The organism is Rossellomorea sp. GAMAL-10_SWC (assembly GCF_049568075.1).
Lineage (GTDB): Bacteria > Bacillota > Bacilli > Bacillales > Bacillaceae_G > Gottfriedia.
This window is the reverse complement of the sequence record NZ_CP144911.1, coordinates 4688925-4707336: the sequence shown is the minus strand read 5'-3', so window position 1 is coordinate 4707336 and position 18412 is coordinate 4688925. Positions and strand designations below refer to the sequence as shown.

Annotated in this window: 11 protein-coding genes and 1 riboswitch; of the genes, 2 read left to right on the top strand and 9 right to left on the bottom strand. The window is 33.4% G+C overall.

Annotation, left to right across the window (positions count from 1 at the left end; translation table 11 throughout):
* Position 1: 1 nt before the first annotated feature.
* Positions 2-1303: an NCS2 family permease gene (locus tag V5E38_RS22705; protein ID WP_499211533.1), complete on the bottom strand. Its 1302-nt coding sequence runs from the start codon at positions 1301-1303 to the stop codon at positions 2-4.
* Between the two features lie 88 nt (positions 1304-1391).
* Positions 1392-1493, bottom strand: a riboswitch (purine riboswitch).
* Between the two features lie 189 nt (positions 1494-1682).
* Between V5E38_RS22705 and rluF the strand changes: the two genes are divergently transcribed.
* A complete protein-coding gene (gene rluF, locus V5E38_RS22700) occupies positions 1683-2399 on the top strand; it encodes a pseudouridine synthase (RefSeq protein ID WP_499211532.1) in 717 nt (238 codons plus the stop codon).
* A gap of 131 nt (positions 2400-2530) precedes the next feature.
* On the opposite strand, the gene V5E38_RS22695 is transcribed toward rluF, so the two are convergent.
* Positions 2531-6589 carry a S8 family serine peptidase gene (locus V5E38_RS22695; protein ID WP_499211531.1) on the bottom strand — a complete coding sequence of 1353 codons (4059 nt, stop codon included), beginning with the start codon at positions 6587-6589 and terminating at the stop codon, positions 2531-2533.
* Positions 6590-6993: 404 nt separating this feature from the next.
* Here V5E38_RS22695 and V5E38_RS22690 point away from each other — a divergent pair, with 404 nt between their 5' ends.
* Positions 6994-8241 carry a helix-turn-helix domain-containing protein gene (locus V5E38_RS22690; protein ID WP_499211530.1) on the top strand — a complete coding sequence of 416 codons (1248 nt, stop codon included), beginning with the start codon at positions 6994-6996 and terminating at the stop codon, positions 8239-8241.
* A 93-nt stretch (positions 8242-8334) separates the two neighbouring features.
* On the opposite strand, the gene V5E38_RS22685 is transcribed toward V5E38_RS22690, so the two are convergent.
* The 7 genes from V5E38_RS22685 to V5E38_RS22655 form a co-directional block, all read right to left on the bottom strand.
* The gene (locus tag V5E38_RS22685) at positions 8335-9498 is read right to left on the bottom strand and encodes a mannitol-1-phosphate 5-dehydrogenase (RefSeq protein WP_499211529.1); all 1164 of its coding nucleotides are present in this window, start codon (positions 9496-9498) and stop codon (positions 8335-8337) included.
* Position 9499: 1 nt separating this feature from the next.
* Positions 9500-9937, bottom strand: a complete 438-nt coding sequence (locus tag V5E38_RS22680; RefSeq protein WP_387325592.1) for a PTS mannitol transporter subunit IIA — start codon at positions 9935-9937, stop codon at positions 9500-9502.
* Between the two features lie 11 nt (positions 9938-9948).
* A complete protein-coding gene (locus tag V5E38_RS22675; protein ID WP_499211528.1) occupies positions 9949-12051 on the bottom strand; it encodes a BglG family transcription antiterminator in 2103 nt (700 codons plus the stop codon).
* A gap of 19 nt (positions 12052-12070) precedes the next feature.
* Complete coding sequence (locus tag V5E38_RS22670) at positions 12071-13504, bottom strand: PTS mannitol transporter subunit IIBC (protein WP_499213627.1); 1434 nt, start codon at positions 13502-13504, stop codon at positions 12071-12073.
* 321 nt (positions 13505-13825) lie between these two features.
* Entirely contained in the window at positions 13826-15019 is a 1194-nt protein-coding gene (locus tag V5E38_RS22665) for a PDZ domain-containing protein (RefSeq protein ID WP_499211527.1), read from the bottom strand.
* Positions 15020-15294: 275 nt separating this feature from the next.
* The gene (locus V5E38_RS22660) at positions 15295-16728 is read right to left on the bottom strand and encodes a S41 family peptidase (protein ID WP_499211526.1); all 1434 of its coding nucleotides are present in this window, start codon (positions 16726-16728) and stop codon (positions 15295-15297) included.
* Positions 16729-16906: 178 nt separating this feature from the next.
* A complete protein-coding gene (locus V5E38_RS22655; RefSeq protein WP_499211525.1) occupies positions 16907-18370 on the bottom strand; it encodes a catalase in 1464 nt (487 codons plus the stop codon).
* Positions 18371-18412: the final 42 nt, after the last annotated feature.

The window sequence follows — 18412 nt, the reverse complement described above, 5'->3', positions numbered from 1 at the left end:
ATTATTTATGTGCAAAAAATACTAATTGAACTAAGAATAGTACTGCAAATATATATACAAATGGGTGTACGTCTTTAAATTTACGTTTAACGATTTTCATGATTGGATAAGAAATAAAGCCTAAAGCAATTCCGTTTGCAATACTTGATGTTAATGGCATACTAACAATGACTAAAAATGCCGGGAATGCTTCTTCAAAATCATCCCATTTAATCTCCGAAATACTCTTAATCATAAAACAGCCAACAATAATTAAGCTAGGCGCTGTAATTGCGGCAACTTCTGATACTGAACCAATCATTGGGCTAAAAAATGCTGCGATTACAAATAGGACTACAACAGTTAATGATGTTAAACCAGTTTTTCCACCAGCACCAACACCTGCAGAGGATTCTACAGTTGCTGCAGTCGGACTTGTTCCTAACATTGCACCAACAATTGTTCCAATTGAATCAGCAGAGAATGCACTTCCTCCCTTTTCTAACTTACCATTTTTGATAAGACCTGCTTGTTTAACGATTGCTAGTAAAGCTCCTGTTGTATCGAATAACATGACAAGTAAAAATGAGAAAATGACACTATAAAGTCCATATTCAATAATGTCTTTCACAGAATCAATTGGGTTGTATACTAAAATTCCTTTTGGTAAATGCGGCATAGCAACAAAACCATTTGCAAAATTTAACTGACCTGTAAAATATGCAATTAGACCTGTCGTAATCATCCCTAGAAATAACGCACCATTTAAGTTAAGTGCCATAAATACAATTGTTATTAGTAGACCGATCAATGTAAGTGCAACTTTAGGAGAACTAAAATCACCAATTTGAACTAGATTAGTAGGATGATCTGCGACAATACCTGATAAACGCAAACCAATAAAGGTAATAAATAAACCAATTCCAGCAGCAATTGCATGCTTTAAGTTAGCAGGAATTGCTTGAATCAATTTTGTTCGGAAAGATGTTAAAGAAAGTAGTAAAAATAAAATTCCAGTAATAAAAACAGCAGAAAAACCTACTGAATATGGGAGATTATGTCCCCCAATTACAGAATAAGTAAAATAGGCATTTAACCCCATTGCTGGCGCTATAACGATGGGATAATTAGCTATTAAAGACATCGTTAAAGTACCAATAATGGTTGCAAGAATAGTAGCTAAAAATGCCTGGTTAAACGGTACACCTGCGTCCTTTAAAATCATTGGATTGACAATAATGATGTACGCCAAAGTTAAAAATGTAGTTAAACCAGCTAATACTTCAATTTTAACTGAAGTATTTCGTTTTTTAAGTTGAAACATATGATGACTCCTTTATTATATTAAAATAAAAAAAACTGCCCGCTTTTCATGAGAAAAAGCAGGCAGTTTTACATTGTAAAGAAAACAAAAATCCAGAGCTCTTCCTCATAGTCTAGCAGTTTACGGGCGCTAGGTAGAAACTCTTGAACCTTATTTTCAAGTTTATATGAGAAAATATTAATATATTTTTTCTATCATACGACCTGCCTTACAGTCTGTCAATAAAAAACATTTTTGTTATATAATTTAGAAAATATTATAATGAATGTGGATAAAATAGTAGTAACAATTTAAAAGTACTTTTTAGTAATAGTCGAATGGTATTCTCATTAAAAAGCTATCTATGTTATTCTGAAAGTATAATTTAGAATTTAAGGGGTTGTTTAACATTCGTTTAAATAAATTTATTAGTGAGTCTGGAAAGGCTTCGAGACGTGGAGCGGATAAATTAATTAGTGAAGGACGCGTAAAATTAAATGGTAGAGTAGCAAAAGTCGGCGATCAAGTTGAACCTGGTGATGAAGTAATTGTAAATGGTGAACATATTAGACTAGCTCGAAATCATGTTTATATAGCCTTAAACAAACCAGTTGGTATAACTAGTACTACTGAAAAAGGTGTTAAAGGGAATATTGTTGATCTCGTAAACCATCCATTACGTATCTTTAATATCGGAAGATTGGATAAGGATTCTGAAGGTTTGATTCTCCTTACAAATGATGGCGATATTGTAAATGAAATTTTACGAGCTGAAAATAGGCATGAAAAAGAATATATTGTATCTGTAGATAAACCAATAACTCCTGACTTTTTAACTAAAATGTCCGAAGGGGTAAAAATATTAGGTACGAAAACATTACCATGTGAAGTTAAACAGCTTTCAAAATATGATTTCCAGATTATCTTAACACAAGGTTTAAACCGTCAAATTCGTCGTATGTGTGAAGCGCTTGGATATGAAGTCTATCGATTACAAAGAACTCGAATTATGAATATTAATTTAGGTAATCTACCAATGGGTCAATGGAGAGACTTATCTAAGAAAGAAAAAACTCAATTATTTAAAGAATTAAATTATGAGCCAAATGAATGGTAAATTTAAAAAAGACTGATTCAAATGTATTGAATTAGTCTTTTTTTACTCAATAAAAAGTTTGAGTTTATTCTCCACGAAAAAAGAAACCACTATTAAGTAATATTTAATAGCAGCTTCTTTGGGATTTGAGATTATAAGCCTAATTGACTTTTAATTGTTTCTAACGTTTGGTTATTATAGATTGTTTTCGGTGTAGGCGCGTTTTGTACAGATGGATTTTGCTGTAAGTAATTTTTCTCGATAAAAGCAAAATCTTTTGCATTTACTGTTCCGTCGAAATTGATATCTGCATTTCGATTGTTTGTTCCCCAATTAGTTTGGACGTAAAGTGCATCTTGTACATCGATTACGTTATCTTGGTTAACATCTCCACCAACTAAGTTAACGTTAATTGAATCCGTTTTACCATATAGTTCGCCTTTGTATTCGAAACCAAATTTCTTTGTTTCCTTTGTAATAAAGTGTCCAGGTACATTAACTTCAAATGTATATGCATCTTTATTTAGAGGAAGTGGTTCAATATTAAAGCGTCCACCACTACTAATTAAATTAGTCGCGTCTAGATTATAGGCTCCATTTGTTACTTTCATTGTTGCGCCTACTTTTGTCCAATTACGGTATCCAGTATATGATTGACCTTCAACTAAGTATCCCTCTGGTATAATATTGCCTTGCACTCGATTAAATCTTGGTTTTAATTGGAATCGTTTACCTGCATTTAATAGCTTAACTGCTTGACCATTAGCATCTACTATATTAGCTGATGGGTTAATATAACCTATTGGATAGAAAAGTTGATCTTGTACTTTTACTTTTACGTTTACTATTTCTGCACGGTCAAATACTATCGCTTCTTTAAAAGTGACTTTTATTTTATTACCAGTTACTTGAATGGTTGCTTTATCCTTGAATTTATCCGTTAAAGATGCTTCAACAAGATTAACATAAGGAACATCTGCAGCCTGTGCATCATCAAAATTCCATGTTGCTTCTTTAACACCTTGTAAGTTGTCTAAAACTAGAGATGCAGACAAGATATCTCCTGATCTAGCTAACTCTACATTATGTTTCGCGTATGAGACGGGTGTACCTTCTTTGATAAAGTAGTATTCCTTCCAGTTTGCTTGATTTCCAGCTTTATCATAACCAATTAAATTAAATGACAGAGAATTAACACCATCAGCCATTTCTACTTCATCAATCCACTTGCCGTTTTTGTCCATTTTAATTGGACCATTTGGAAAAGGGAAACCATAAGTATAGACTGCAAAGTTCGATGTTTCATCTATATCGATACCAGCCTTCTGCATTTCAGTTAAAGCGTCATCTTTTATTTCCATTTCAAATGGAACGGTCTTTTGACCTGGTTTATACTCAATAAACGGTGAATCTCCATCTAATGAGCTTTTTACTTTAGGTGTATCTATATCAATAAATACATCGTCAAAGTTTATTTTTTGTTTCCCACTTGGTAAAGTAGTAACGTATTTTAATTTGTAGTGACCAGGAGTAGCAATAGTTGTTTCTTCAGAAATAGGATGTTTTTTATCTCCCGTAAACTTATTATACTCCCCATTAAAAGCTTGAAGGAAATAATCATTATCCGTTGGTCTTCCTTCTAAATTAAGTGTACCAACTAACCCTAAATCTTCATTTGTTTTTCCGTCTTGCAATATGACATCTAGTGTATTGATTGGTGAACCTAAATTGAATTTCAATAATGCTGTTGTTGTGCGATAGCTGTCATACCCATGATTATAATAAGAAGGTGAAATAGCAGGCGTTAGTAGATCTAGCATGTCAAAGCCTTCATCTGATTTCTTAAAACTAAATGGGATACGATATTGCTCTGTTTTATCTTCACTATTTGTTATTAAAACATAGCCTTCATAAAAACCTATTTTTGCTGTAGATGGCACCGTTAATGTTGCTTTTACTGTTTTAACAGTGTTCTTGTCAACTTTAATTGAATTACTAATATCTAGAACAACCCCGTTCTCTTGTAATCCATTCTTACCATTCACATTATCCACTACTTTTACATCAAATGTTTTCTTTTTATCGCTATTGTTTTTAAACTCAATGTCTTTCTTTACTTTTAATTCTGAGTCATCTTTGACAACTTGTTTACCGAAACTTAACCCGCCAGTTTCATTTTTTGCCTTTAATAATTCGTTGCCGACAGGGATCAATGTCTCATCTTGTACTTTTATTTCTGTTTGAGTGTGAAGAGCTTGATATGGATCTACACGACCTGCTCCTACTTCAAACACGCTATAATCTCCATTTAGTTTATCAGCAGTGTTCATAAGGATTGATTTAACGTCTGCTGGCTGAAGGTTTGGATTCTGTCCGAGTAATAACGCCGCAACACCAGCTGCAAATGGCGATGCCATAGACGTTCCATCCATTCTTTGGTATGCATATTTATAGTCTTCTGGTGTATTATGATTTGCTATATATGAAGGAACCGTAGATAGAACACTTACACCAGGTGCTGTGATTTCAGGCTTCATTTGGAAGTTACCGTTAACTGGTCCTCTTGAGCTAAAGTCCGCTAGCTTATCACCTTCAGTAGACTTTTCCTTTAGATTTGCAAATGTAAAAGTTGTATTTCCATTTGCAATTTTCGCTTTTAATTCTTCTCCTGCTTTCTTTGTCATTGAGAATGCAGGAATATATTCCATTGACTCACCTAAGTTATATCCAACATGGCCATCCACATTGTTGTACATAATGACAGCTTTTGCTCCGTTTTGCTTTGCAAACTTCACTTTATCAACTAGTGCAAAATTCCCACGTTGAACGAAAGCAATTTTCCCGGCAACATTTTTATTTTTGTAATCATCCAATGTTCCTAATCCAACATCTACTAGTTCAAGAGATTTTCCTTCTAAACTATTAAAGCTATCAGCAAAGCTCCTAGCCATACTAATAAGATCTGTTGACCATCCACCTGCTACTATTCCATCAAATGTTGTAATTGTAGTTGGAACATCACTAGCTCCAACCGTTAAAGCAAATGCTGCCGTACCTGGTGATCCTAAAGTATAAGCATTAGGACCACTGTTACCTGCTGAAACCACCGCTGTTACGCCATTTAATACTGCATAATTTATTGCCGTACTAGTTGGATAATATGGATCATTAATTCCTGCTCCTAATGAAAGATTAATAACATCCATACCATCTTGAACTGCTTTATCAATACCTGCGATTACATTTTCAGATGATCCGCTTCCGTATGGACCAAGCACACGGTACATAGATAGATCCGCGTCAGGAGCAACTCCTTCAACCGAAACTTCACTATCATTTTTATTTTGTCCAACAATTGTCCCTGATACATGCGTACCATGCTCTGTATAGTAAGTGCCATTACCATTACTTTCAGGTTGGTTTGATGCCTGCCAGTCCTTGTAAGTAGCTTCCATTGGATCATTATCATTATCTACAAAATCGTATCCGCCTTTAAAAGCGTCTTTTAAATCAGGGTGGTTATAGTCAATACCAGTATCTAGTACCCCTACTTTAACACCTTTACCTGTTATTCCTTCTTTATGTAGCTTGTCCACGTTTAAGTAAGGAATACTATCTACTGATGTAGTTGTTTTTCTTGCAACATCTGTTGGAACTTCTTCTTTAACTGGATCAATGTTAAACGTTACATCTTTATAAATCATTTTAACAACATCTGATTTTAAAAGTTCCTTCACTTGATTTGCAGGAAGTGTAATCGCTGCACCATTAAATGCTGTTTTATACGTTTTTGTAATAACAGGAGTGTTTTTCTTTTCCTTAACCTTAACGAACTTTCCTACATCTTCTTTAAAAACCTTGTGCTCTTTGTCAACTTGTACTTGTGCTGATGTTTTCGTTAAAGATTTTCCATCAACTGCTGCTTCTAATACTGCAACTTTACTAGGATCTGAATTAAACTGAACGATGACAGAGACGTTTTTATCAGAATTCAGTTCACCTTCCCCGAATCCTTGAAGTCCTTCTTGGTTATTTAATTCTAGTTGTTTTAGTGCTTCTCTTTGCTCTGGTGTAATTGAAGCTAAAATTTCTTCTGCTTTAGACGTTGCTGCTTTTGCCGTTAAGTATGACTTTGCACTAAAAGATGAAATAAACAGACTCGTTGAAAGAGCAAGTACTGCCGAGTGCTTTGCTAATGTTGTTACCTTCATAGACCTCATCCCCCACTTTTCTCTGTATAATTAAAAAATTCTTACTATTTCAATAGTAATAGCATTTAGGAAAAATGCATATTGTGTTATTTTTAATCGAAATTTTGGTCATTTTGTAGGTTTTTTTTCCTAAAAAGCATTGAAATTTGAAAGGAAATTTCATTAAATATTAAAAAAGCATGAAATTTTGATGGGAAATTTGTGTTATTTTTAATTTGGAATGAAAGTATTTGACTTTAAAAATTTCTAGTTATAATAAATGAATAGGTATTTCAAAGTCTTTGTACTTTCTAGTTTCTTAGATTTGCGTTGCAATAGACATTCGCAAATTGTAGGAATGTAATCCTGCACTGACGCAAAAAACTTCATAGTTAATCATCTGGAATTAGAAAAGGAGAGAATATATGCTTGAAGGCGAAATCATTAAATTTTATCGTAAAAAAGCGGGATTGACACAAGAGGAATTAGGAAAAGACATTTGTACCGCTACCCATGTAAGTAGAATTGAAAGAGGGGAAACTCGATATTCTGAAGAAATCATTCAATTGTTCTCTCAACGTCTTCAAATTGACATTAAAAATGAGATCGTCGCTGTTCAAAATATTGAAAAGAAACTTCAAAAATGGCACAATGCTATTATTTTAGAGCGAATGAAGGATGTCCTGATTATAAAAGAAGAATTAGAAAGCATTCACTATATTAGTGCGTCTAACTATGCCATATATTATCAGCTTTTATTAGCCAGATATTTTATTTTGTGTAAAAACATAGAAAAAGCATATCGCATCATTAAAAGGATTGAAAAAGATTCTCCTCCTATGTCAACATACGAAAAGAATTTATTCCACCATGTCAGAGGAATATATTATTTAGCCCAATATACCCGTCTCGAAAATGTAAATAGACAAATTGCATTACAAGAATTGAAGAAGGTCAATATAGGTGAATACGGAAATAAAGAATATTACTATCATCTAGGATCAGCCTACCATTGGACACGTTCTAAAGTTATGGCATATTTTTATGGTGAAAAAGCTTTTAGATTCTTTAATAAAACAAATAATTATGCGAGAGCAATATTGGCAGAATCCCTAATGTTAGTACAATTAAAAGACAGCACACAACTAGATTTTGAAGAAATGGTAAAAAGGTATGAGAGTTTGATTGAGCATAGCGAAGCTTTAGGCCTTTTAGATAAAAGAGGAATGATCCTACATAATTTAGGTCTAATGTATTTTTGGAAGCAGGACTTTAATAATGCACATATTTTTTATAAAAAATCCGTTGAAGTGGCCGATAAACAATCATTGCCATATTTAAATCGTTTATACAACTATTTAGATAATGCTGGGGAAGGAAAGATCCTATCAACAAGTGCATTGCTAGAAGAAGCATATGAAGGACTTGCTCTTTCAGAAAAAGCTACAAATGATTTATATAGAATTCTCTTTAAGCTTTTAATTTTACGTTTTAACGAAAATTTTGATGAATATTATGATTTCATGGAACAAACTGCATTTCCTTTCTTTAAGGAACACCATCATGTCACACATTCAAGTAAGTATGCAAAGTTGCTCTACTCGTACTATGTTAAAACTAAGCAATATGAAAAAGCAGTTAACGCTGGAGAAATGTTTATTAGTGGTAATTAGGTGAACCGGATCAGACAGAATAGATATAAGGGACTAATTCGATTGAATCTGTCCCTTACAATGAATTTTAGTGAGTCTATCATTCTAGTAAAATTAATGTACAAGTAAGTCCTTCTCTAACTGATTGTATTCATCAAGAATTAAACTAATTAGCTTACTGTATTCTGATAATTCTGAATATTTAACAAGCAACTCTTCCACAGAGTGATCTTGGAGGAAGCTTTGTAGTTCAACTGCTTCATGATCATCATTATTTTTATAGAATAGCGCAACTGCAATTGCTTTAACTAAATAGTTAGGTGTTATCCCAAAGTTTATCAACTCTCTTGCCGGCTTAATAAAACGGTCATTTGCTCCTAATTTACGAATTGGTGAACGAGCAACACGAGATAATTCATCTGATATATATTCATTATCGAATCTACCTATTATTTTTTTAATATAAGCGCTATGTTGATCTAAGTCAAAGTTATATTTTTTAACTAATAACTTTCCTGTTTCATCTAAAATAGAACTAACAGTATTCCTAATATTCTCATCAGAAATTGCTTCTTTAATCGTTTTATATCCGTAGAAATTGCCTAAATATGCAGTCGCTGCGTGACCAGTGTTTACGGTAAATAACTTTCTTTCAATATAAGGAAGTAAATCCTCTACATAAGTTACACCATCAATTGCTGGAACTTCACCGATCATTTTTGATTGGTCAATTACCCACTCATAAAAAGGTTCAACTGCCACTAATAATTTATCTTCATGACTTTGAATTGGTACGATTCGATCTACTGCAGCATCCGGAAAACTGACTGACTGTTCAGTTTTTTTCTTCTGAGCTAATGTCATATTTAAATAAACTTCATCTCTTAAAAAAGAACTTCCACCAATCATATTTTCACACGCTATTATATTTAACGCTTTATCTGAATTCTCAACTCTTTCAATTAATCCCTCTGCAATTAGCTTTGCTATTTTAGGAAGAATTGAGGGACCTACTGCTGTCGTTACAATATCAGCCTGTGAAATTACTTTTGCAACTTTTCCTGGATCCTTTAGGCTGTTAATACCTCTTACATTTGTTATCTTTATTTCTTCTTGAGTACGATCTGCTAGCATGACAGTGTAAGATTTCTTCTCATTCAGTTCATTAATAATCTCTTCGTTTACATCAACAAAACAAATCTCGTACCCTGCCTTGTGTAATAATTGTCCTATAAATCCTCTTCCAATATTTCCGGCTCCAAAGTGTACAGCTAACATTTTACTCCTCCTCGCTAAACATTAAAATTAGTTCCTCTTTTGATGTGGCTGCGACCAATTTATGTACATTTTCTTCCTCTGAACAAAGGATTGCAATTTGAGATAATAGATCAAGATGCTCATTATCTTTGCCTGCAATACCGAATACTACCTTTACAATATTTCCGTTTCCAAAGTCTACTCCATTAGGAATTTGAAGAATCGAAATTCCAGATGAGATTACCTCTTGCTTTGACTCCTCAGTTCCGTGTGGAATCGCAATAAAGTTCCCCATATAAGTTGTTAAAGACTCTTCTCTTTCAATCATTTTTTCAATATAACTTTCTTTTACATAACCGTTTTTTACTAAAAGATTTCCTGCTAAACGAATAGCTTCATCTTTTGTTTTCACATCTACATTTAATAAAACATTATCTGTTGGTAATACTGTCTGAATCATTTATTAATCCCTCAATTCTTAAATCTTTTTTGTAAATTTTCATATAACGCATAGCTTAGTTTGTTATATATATCTGTATAGTTATTAGATGTAAAAATCCGTGTTGATTCTTCATCTTCAATAATTGTTGAACTAATTGTACTCAACACCTCTAATTGACCTGTTTGCATATCAACTGGAGCTAGTAATAATAATAATGTATTGATTTTTATTGACGAATGGTCCATTGCTTTTACTATCATTGGCTCATGAAGCAAAAAGGATAAAAACACTGGTTGTATAACATATTCTGAGCGACAATGATACAGTGCTATGCTAGTTCCTGGTATCCCTAGTCCACCCTTCTTTTCTCTTTCTGTAAGTTGATTTGTTACCTCAAAATAATCACCTATTAATCCTCTAACATTTGCTTGTTTGCATATTTCCAATAATAAAATAGAAGAGGTTGGAATAAACGGTAATGAAATTGTCTCAAATGTATTCAAAATATGGAGTACAGTTTCTGAATACTGATGAACTACTTCAAGATTTTGTTTAATTAATTCTGGCGTTTCTAGCTTGATCTGCTTTTGAAGCTTTTTGTTTTGGAGCTTTCTTAATAAAGTTGCTTCCGTTGTAAGAGAGTTGCGTTTTATTTCATCACGAATCTGCTCTGCCTCATTCTTTGGCAATAAAGGATTTACGGTAATATATTTTTGGGAAAATCCCGGCATCTCAACTGTAGATAAAATAATGTCATATTGGTCAATTTGAATATTTCTTAAGTTTGCTAAAGACGATACTTCGATATCTGTTATTTCTTTTATCTCTTTTTTGATTCGACTCGCTAACATTTTAGAAGAACCGATTCCACTTGAACATAATACAAGCGCTCTAATCTCTTTACTGTTATCATAGATTACTTGAGATGAACCAAAATGTAGGACAAGATAAGCAATTTCCTCAGTTGGAAAAACAATCTTTGGAAAAGCTTCTTTTAATCCCTTTTGTATGATCTTAAACATTGCAGGATAATCCTCTTGAATTTGACTTGCTAAAGGATTATTTGCATCTAGTTTTTTTTGAATTCGATAGATTGCTGGTTCAATATGGGTAATTAGTCCTTCAAATAAGGCTTGGTCTTCTTCAAAATTTATTTCAAGTTCCTTTGATACATAATTGATTAACTTTTTTGAGCCTACGACGATTTCCGTACTGCTCTCTTCTAGCCAATCGTTTTTCTCTTGACGCTGCCTTGCACCTAATAAGTGCATCGTAATATACCCTTTTTCAGCACTTGGGATATTAACTTTAAACACTTCTTCTAATTCATTAACAATCTGACTTGCGATATTAAATTCTTTAGTGGTACTTAATTCCTCAAGAACTACTTGATCCATTTTTACGACTTCGCCTTGAATAATTCTTTCAATGGCAAGAGATAAGTGAATTGTAAATGTCATAAATGCACTATCAGCTAGAGAATAAGGTAATTGTTGTTCAATATCTCGAATCATTTTTCCAATCATGGTGAGTTTTTCTAGTTTTATTATTTCTAATAATCCATTTGAGAATCTATTCTTTGTTTCATACTCATCTTCCACTACAGATAAAAACTCATATTCATTTAATTGCTGTGCAATTAGATGTCCTAGGGCTTTTCTTTTTTTTCGTTCCGAACCTAGTAAAGCAATGCCGTACCCTTTCTTTCTTATAAGGTCCAAATCGAACTCTTTTAACCATTCTTCTACTTTATTGAGATCGTTACTAACTGTGGCAACGGTAACATGCAAATCATTTGCTAGTGAGATTAGTTTAATAGATTCTGGTTCTTTTAATAAGGAACATAGAATTAACTCCTGTCTTTCTTTTTGAGTAAACTCCTGACCACTTTTTAATATTGCAATTTGGAGCTCATTTTTTTGCTCAGGTGCTCCTTCTATATACATTCCAACACCTAATACCTTTTTTAAGAAAAGGTTATGAGCAGAGGCAATACTTTCGACTCCTTTTAGTTCCCGTTGTACGGTTCGGCTACTAACATTTAAGTTCTCTGCAATTTCTTGAACATTGATTCCGTTTGGATGATTTAACAACAAATTAATGATTTCTCTTTCTCTTGCTGATATATACATATATACCTCTTTAAATTTTTTATTTTATTAAAGAATTCACTAATTCATCATACTTTGGACTGTTTAGGAAGTTCTCTACTGAGATATGAACTGCATTCGGTACTTTTGCTTTTGCTCGATCAGTTAAATCTTTATGAGTTATGACAACATCCACATCATTTGGTAAATTATTAATTGCTACATTCGTAACCTCTAATTCTATCCCCGCTGTTTTTACCTTTTTGCGTAATATTGATGCTCCCATAGCACTTGATCCCATACCAGCATCACAGGCAAAAATAATCTTCTTCACTTCTTTATCAATACCAAGAGAACTAGCTACTTCTTTTTCAGTCTGTAATAGACTAGCTACTTTGCTTTCTTTACCTTTTAAATCTTGTGTTTTTTGAGCTGCTCTTTCTAAATCTTCATCTGATGAAACTGACTTAGATGATTTTAGAACGACAGCTGAAACAATAAATGAAACGGCTGTTGCAACAAGTACTCCCGCAAGAATTGGTAAGTATCCTCCTTTTGGAGCCATTGCTAATATTGCTATAATACTACCTGGAGAAGCTGCTGCTACTAGACCCGCGCCTAATATATTAAAAGTAAATGTACCAGCTACACCACCAGCGATAACAGAAAGGATTAATAAAGGTCTCATTAAGATATAAGGGAAATAAATCTCATGAATCCCACCTAAGAAATGGATAATTACTGCTCCTGGCGCTGTTTGTTTAGCTGTCCCTTTTCCGAATATCGTATATGCTAATAGTACACCTAAGCCCGGTCCTGGATTAGCTTCTAGTAAGAACAAAAGTGACTTTCCAGCTGATTTTGCTTGCTCAAGACCAATTGGACTTAAAATTCCATGGTTAATAGCATTGTTTAAAAATAAGATTTTTGCTGGTTCAATAAATATGTTTGCCAAAGGAATGACATTTGCTTTTACCATTATATCTACCCCATTAGCTAATGCTTCTGTTAGCGTCGAAACAACTGGATTAACACCTATTAAACCAATTATTGCTAAAATTGCTCCTAAAATACCCGCTGAGAAATTATTAACTAACATCTCAAATCCTGACTTAACTTTTCCTTGTATAGCTTGGTCAAATTTCTTAATAGCCAAACCGCCAAGTGGTCCCATAATCATAGCGCCTAAGAACATCGGCATCTCTGCACCAACAATTACCCCCATTGTTGCAATTGCCCCAACAACTCCGCTTCGAATATCATGGACCATTCTTCCTCCAGTAAAACCAATTAGCAATGGTAATAAATAAGTAATCATTGGACCTACTAATACCGCCAACTTTGCATTAGGGACCCATCCAGTAGGTATAAACAGTGCAGTTATTAATCCCCATGCAATAAAAGCACCAATGTTTGGCATTACCATACCGCTTAGAAAGCTACCAAAGCGTTGTATTTTTACTTTTATATTATTGTTTTTATCTGTATTCAAAATCTTACCTCCCCTGTGAAGCTTATATACAAATGATAAAACGCTTACAGTACCAATACAATGAAATGAATATTCGTATTTGTCGCTTACTAATGTGACAAAATTTAAAAGAGCTAAATTTTCTATAAACTCTACTTATAATAGAATGATAGATTCAGTCTACCTGAGCAATAGGTCTCAAAACACTCGAAAACATGACATAGTACCTACAAAAACACCCCTACATTAGACTCGTAAACCGATATAAAAAAAGGAACATATTCAAGTTATGAATATGTTCCTTTTGATTTTATTGTAGAAATTAAACCTTCCGACCTACAACTCTTATCCAACCTGTCCACTATATTTAGATTCTTCTTCTGGGAATAAAAATCCTAACTCATGGTGTTCACCTTCATAAACTGAAGATTGCGTTATACGGATTTCAGAATTAAAATCAACTACTTCTAATTTACAGTACGCACGATTAATTTGTAGAGCTTCATAAAACTCATTAACAGTAGAGACATTTTGTCCATTTACTTTCGTAATACTTTCGCCTACTATAATGTTCATTTTATCCGCTACAGAGTTTGGTAAAATCCCTAAAACAATTAGGCCATTTGATTTAACTGTAAAGTAAGATGGTGTATTAATATCTCTATTTTTATGAATATAGTTTATAGCTTCTCGTCCTACTACTGCGATTGCTACAGCTATAAATGCTACAAAACCAATAAAATAACTTAATATTCCACCTGCACAAACTATAATTGCTAAAGCAACTATTTGTTTACCGACAAGCTTAATTGATTCCTTTGGTAACATTCCTTGAATTAACTGGTAAAATCCAATTCCAAATGGTACACAAAGAATCGAATACCCACTATCACCTAAAGCAAGTGTAGGCCACCATGAATAGTCACTAACGATCGAACCACTAGGTATTAGTAAAAATAATGGCACCATCCATAATCTATTTGCCTCATGTGCCCCTACTCTTTTTCCACGTTTACTTTCAATAAACAAAGGAGTTGTATGATTTGCAGCATTACGTTGAACTAAAATTCCTTCAGCCAATAAAAGTAAAGCCAATAGAATTGTTATAGCAGGAAGCATCGCATTCAGATCATTAGGTATAAAGTTTTTCAACAAAGGTAGTGAATCTTTCCCTCTATTTAGTAATGGCAGAGCTACTAATGCTAGTCCAAAAAGATAAGCAGGAGACATCCATCTGAATTGTAAAATTAGTGCACAAATAATCGTTAATACACTTAATAAATAAACCATTTCAATCGGAATGCTAATTCCAGCTACCAATGTGATAACTGAAAGAATTAATCCAATCAGTAATCCATACCATAGTGAAGTTTTCCACTCGAACGTTACATTAAAATTTCGAACCGAAAAATGCTTACGTTCTCGTTTTACACGTAAATTGCCACAGAAAATTGATGCGATGAAAAATATATAAGTAAATGGATTTAAAAATAGTTTACCTAATCCTACTAATAGTTCAGATAATAAATTTGACCACATAACATTCACCACCTTTTTTATATAATAGATTGATATTCTTATGTTATCGGTTTATTAATGTTTTTTCAAAGAGAATATGCTACAAAACAATAAAAAAAGCACACTTCTCCATAAAGTGTACTTTCGACATACTAAACTAAAACTCCTGCATGGATTGTAATTTCAAATCTATTTCCCGGGAATTATGTCAAATGAGGACGAAATTAATTTTGTCCTCTAAAACTGGACTTTGCTATACAAAGAGGACAATTCAAAATTGTCCTCTCTGTGTACTATTATTGAGCTACCATATCTAAAGCTTTTTCTAACTGAAGATCATTCTTTTCATCTTTAATTTTATCAATTAATGATGATTCAAGTTTTTCTGAAGTTAGAGGATCAATCTCACCGTTAACAGTAATCCCAACAGCTTTTTGATAATTCTTAACTGCTGTCTCTGTTTGCTTACTGAAATATCCATCTTTACGACCCGGGTCGTATCCTAAACCTTTTAACATGATTTGCGCTTGTTTAATATTTTCATCATTGTCATCGAATTTAAATGTTTTCTTTTTATCAATTGGTGTAGCGTAGAAATAATCAGGTTGTTTTACAGCAACATCTGGTTTAATACCTTTTTTGTGAATCCAAGTACCATCTGGAGTTAACCATTTAAATTGAGTTAACTTAATATTGCTACCATCTTTGAAATCTAATGTAGATTGTACAGTACCTTTACCATAAGATTTTTCCCCAATTAATTCATAGTGTCCTGCTTCACTTAATGCCGCAGCTAAAATTTCAGCCGCAGATGCACTACCTTTATCAATTAATACATCAATCGGATATGGTTTCGCTTTATTTAATTTAGTATAATACTTTTCTCGTTGGCCATTTCTATTTTCAACCTGTAAGTAAGGCTCACTTTTTACAACTAATTCTTCTAAAACGCCTTCTACAGCTTGTAAGTACCCTCCAGGATTTCCTCGAACGTCAATTGTTAATCCTTGGATATTTTGATCCTCTAGCTTTTTCAATTCTTTCTTGAACTCATCTGCTGTTTTTTCGTTAAACGAGGTAATATGAATATAACCAATTTTTTCATTATTTACGTCTTTCACCGAACTAAATACTGTATACATTGGAATATCATCGCGTTTAATTGTAAATTTAATTGGCTCTGGGACTCCTGGTCGTTGTACTTCAATCGTAACATTTGTTCCTTTTTTACCACGGATTTTTAAAACTGCATCATATTGAGATAAACCTTTTACACTCTTACCATCAACTGATAAAATTTCATCCTTTGGTTTCAGACCAGCCTTTTCCGCAGGTGAGTTCTTAATAGGAGATACAATAATTAATTTTTCACCATCTTTAGAAACTTCCGCTCCAATTCCTTGGAAAGAAGAACCTAATGATTCATGGAATTGTTTAGCTGTCTTTCCATCCATATAAGTAGAAAACGGATCATCTAAAGTTGTTACCATCCCTTGGATTGCACCCTCAGTTAATTTATCAGGATCAATCTTTTTCACATATTGATTTGCAATAATTTCGTAAGCTTTTTGTATTTTAGCAATATTTTCATCTTCTGAAGCTTTTACTTCTTTACTCTCAGAGAATTTCGAAACGATTGTACTTGTACCATCATTAAATGCAAATGTACCTACCCCCATACCAACAACAAATGTTGCTGTTGCAAGTAAAGCCGTTGTTTTACGATTCATACAGAACCTCCTATTTTTCGTTCCTTAAGAACGTACCAATCTATTAAATAGTGTATGTACCCGAAAAAGCATCACACAGACGTGCGATGCCATTTCTGTTCTATTATATGATAAGCCTGTATCACTTATGTTTGCAAGTAGAACACGTTTTAATAAATTTTTATTAGAAGAGTTTAATTTATTTTGGTAGATGTTGTAAGTATGGTGTTAGATTAATCCCTAATTTACCAGCTAGTCTCTCACCTAATTTTGCATCTGCACGATAGAAGTTACAAACTGCACGAAGCTTAATTTTTTCATCTACATCTGTTAGGTCAGCACTAATATTTTTAATAACAGCACCCTGCTCCGCTTTACTATATCTATTCCAAACTTCTCCTGCTTGGCCGAAGTCATTTGTTTTTTCTATTTTTTTGCGCTCAGAAACACCACTTAATGGCTGCACTACTTCAACATAATCGGCATCCTCTTTTGGCGTATCTGAGTAGCTATTTGGCTCATAGTTAATTTGATGTGTTTGCTGACTAATAGGCATATGACCATCACGTTGACCATTTGCTACTTTCGCAAAAGGACAGTTAATTGGAAGTTGTAAATAATTTGCCCCAATACGATATCTTTGAGTATCTGAATAAGAGAATAATCTTCCTTGTAGTAACTTATCTTCAGATGGTAATATGCCAGGAACTAACACACCAGGATTAAATCCAACTGATTCTGTTTCTGCAAATACATTTTCAGGGTTTCGATTCAGGATCATCGTTCCAACAAATTGTCGAGGAATCACATCTTCAAACCAATCTTTTGTAGGGTCTAATGGATCAAAATCGAAGTCATCCATATCTGCTGGATTTAATACTTGTACATATAGGTCCCATTCTGGGAAATCGCCATTTTCAATTGAATCGTATAAATCACGGCTTGCATGATTAAAGTCTTTACCTTGAACTTCACTAGCGTCTTCCATTGAAAGATTTTCAATTCCTTGCTTTGGTACCCAACGAAGTTTTATATAAACAGTATTACCGTATTCATTTATCCATTTATATGCGTGAACACTTGAGCCTCTCATTTGACGATAGTTCGCTGGAATCCCTTCATCAGAAAATACATGTAATAACATATTTGTTGACTCAGGTGTTAGAGACATAAAATCCCAATATCTGTTAGGAGTTTGTAAATTAGTCCTAGGATCCGGCTTTAATGAATGAACCATATCGGGAAATTTCATTGCATCACGAATAAAGAATATAGGAAGATTATTACCTACAAAATCATAGTTACCATCTTCAGTATAGAATTTCACAGCAAATCCTCGAGGATCACGTAATGTTTCAGGAGAATGTAATCCATGAATAACTGTTGAGAAACGAGCAAATACTGGTGTTTCTGTTCCGGCATCTTGTAAAAACTTAGCTTTCGTGTATTTTTTCATACTATTTTTAGTTATGAAAACACCATGTGCGCCAGCTCCGCGTGCATGCACAACACGCTCAGGAACTCTTTCACGGTCAAAATGAGCTAGTTTTTCAATTAGTTGATAATCCTCTAATAAAGTTGGACCTCTACGTCCAGCTGTAAGTGAATTTTGATTATCTCCAATTGGCACTCCTTGATTTGTTGTTAATCGGTTATTTGTCATATCACTTCTCCTTAATTATAATTATTATAATCTAGTAATAAT

Bases quoted from the DNA above. Each gene is read 5' to 3' on its own strand.
- V5E38_RS22695 (WP_499211531.1), bottom strand. From the start codon at position 6,589: ATGAAGGTAACAACATTAGCAAAGCACTCGGCAGTACTTGCTCTTTCA.
- V5E38_RS22665 (WP_499211527.1), bottom strand. From the start codon at position 15,019: ATGTGGTCAAATTTATTATCTGAACTATTAGTAGGATTAGGTAAACTA.
- V5E38_RS22675 (WP_499211528.1), bottom strand. From the start codon at position 12,051: ATGTATATATCAGCAAGAGAAAGAGAAATCATTAATTTGTTGTTAAAT.
- V5E38_RS22685 (WP_499211529.1), bottom strand. From the start codon at position 9,498: ATGTTAGCTGTACACTTTGGAGCCGGAAATATTGGAAGAGGATTTATA.
- V5E38_RS22655 (WP_499211525.1), bottom strand. From the start codon at position 18,370: ATGACAAATAACCGATTAACAACAAATCAAGGAGTGCCAATTGGAGAT.
- V5E38_RS22690 (WP_499211530.1), top strand. From the start codon at position 6,994: ATGCTTGAAGGCGAAATCATTAAATTTTATCGTAAAAAAGCGGGATTG.
- V5E38_RS22680 (WP_387325592.1), bottom strand. From the start codon at position 9,937: ATGATTCAGACAGTATTACCAACAGATAATGTTTTATTAAATGTAGAT.
- V5E38_RS22660 (WP_499211526.1), bottom strand. From the start codon at position 16,728: ATGAATCGTAAAACAACGGCTTTACTTGCAACAGCAACATTTGTTGTT.
- V5E38_RS22705 (WP_499211533.1), bottom strand. From the start codon at position 1,303: ATGTTTCAACTTAAAAAACGAAATACTTCAGTTAAAATTGAAGTATTA.